The organism is Pseudoalteromonas sp. CO342X (assembly GCF_004208915.1).
GTDB lineage: Bacteria > Pseudomonadota > Gammaproteobacteria > Enterobacterales > Alteromonadaceae > Pseudoalteromonas > Pseudoalteromonas maricaloris.
In genome coordinates this window covers 1-1,818 of sequence record NZ_SGPH01000052.1, presented here as the reverse complement: position 1 = coordinate 1,818, position 1,818 = coordinate 1, and the positions used below count along the sequence as shown (strand labels likewise).

The 1,818-nt window shown below is 47.7% G+C and carries 2 protein-coding genes; both read right to left on the bottom strand.

Annotated elements, in window-relative coordinates:
- The coding region (locus EXT47_RS23565; RefSeq protein WP_240701670.1) for a condensation domain-containing protein at nt 1–1,546 on the bottom strand (1,546 nt) is incomplete at its 3' end.
- Nucleotides 1,543–1,818: phosphopantetheine-binding protein (locus EXT47_RS23560; RefSeq protein WP_130127740.1), on the bottom strand; the 276-nt coding region annotated here is incomplete at its 5' end. The genes EXT47_RS23560 and EXT47_RS23565, both read right to left, overlap by 4 nt.

The window sequence follows — 1,818 nt, the reverse complement described above, 5'->3', positions numbered from 1 at the left end:
AAGAAGCGCCATTGCAAAGCACAGCCTCCTGCTCGGGGTGGAGTGACACTCTGGCTTCAAAAAACTCATGAATGCACCTATTTGATGGCCAATCAGTCTCGGTATTATTCCAGCCGTGCAGCAGTTGTTGCCTTTCTTGCTCGGTCACCAGCTCATGGCCAAAAACATGCCTGTTCGGCGATTGCGACAGGGCAGATAACAGGACTTCAAAATGCCTCGCCATCTGCTGTATGGTTTCCTGATTGAATAAGTCGGTATTAAACTCCCAGGCCAGTTCGAGCCCTTGCGCTTTTTCAAGAATATTTAAGCTCAGATCAAATTGCGTGCTACCGACACCTTTAAGTTTTAACTCTGAAACCTCAATCCCCGGCAGCACCAAGCAGCTTTCATCCTCTTGCTGTAACGTCATCATCACCTGAAACAAAGGGCTGTGGCTCAGACCTGATTTAAGCTGCTGCTGTTTGATAACACATTCGAAAGGGAGCTGTTGATGCTCATACGCTTGTTGGATGGTTTCGCGGCTCAGGGCCAATACCTCAAAAAAATCAGGATCGCCAGCCAAATTGCTGCGCAACACCAAAAAGTTCATCAAACCGCCTATAAGACCCGCAGCGCCTGAATGCTGTCGGTTATCGGCCTGAGTACCTATCACTATGTCATCGATATTGCTGTAGCGGGACATTAATATCGAAAAAACGGCATGCAGTCCGGCAAAGAGACTTGTCCCCTGCTCCCGGCACAAGGCTGCCAACAGCTCATGACTGGCTTGATCTAAGGTAGAGACATGGACATCCCCGTTAAAAGTCTGTATCGCCGGCCTGGGATGATCCAGTGGTAAACCATGAACAAGAGGTAATCCCTTAAGCTGCTGTTCCCAGTAAGCAAGCTGCTGGTCAAAAACACCAGTTTGCAAACCATACCGCTGCCAGCGGGCATAGTCTGAGTACTTCAGGGTGATCGGCGTCAAAGGCTTCTCTTTTCCCTGCTCACTGGCCGAGTACATAACACCCAACTCATTGAGTAGTACTTTCATGGAGCTGGGATCGCAGGCCATAGCATGGGAGATCACCAGTAAAATATGCTCATCGGCGGCTACTTTAAGCAAGTGCGCCCGCAGCATCAGATCCCGGGCCAGATCAAAAGGCCTCCCTACTTCGGCGGATAGCAAAGTGGCAATTTCGGCCTCCCGTGCTCCTGCAGCCATATCGGATAAATCTGTCACTGGCATTTCCAGAGAAAGTGCCTGTAGGAACACAGGTATAACCGAATCATTTTCTCCAACTTGAAAACATGTGTGCAGGCTTTGATGCCGTACCAGCAGAAGGTCAAATGCCCGTTGTAAGCTAGCTTGGTTCAAGCTGCCGCTAAGTGTTAAGGCCACGGCAAGGTTAAGATGATGACTGCCGCCGCTAAGCTGATCCTGAAGCCAGACCCTTGACTGGCTAAAAGACAGTTCATTGTCGCCCCCTATCATCTCTCCATAAGCCTGTCCGATAAAAGAGCTAAGAGCGGTTGACCCCATTTTATTGTTATTATTTATATTCATATTTCAAAAAAGTCCAAGTCCTGCTCTTGTTCATCGCAATTGGCATTACCAGCTACAGCATCAAGATGTAATGCTAATGATTTCAAGTTATCCAGCATAAAAACATGTGATACAGCCAGTTTTATTTCGAACTCTTGCTCAATGGCAGTCAATAACTTAACAAACAATAAGGAGTTTCCACCAAGTTCAAAGAAATTATCCATAATTCCGACTCGTTCCACCTCCAGCACTTGCTGCCAAATGCTGCATAACGCCCGTTCCGTATCCGATTT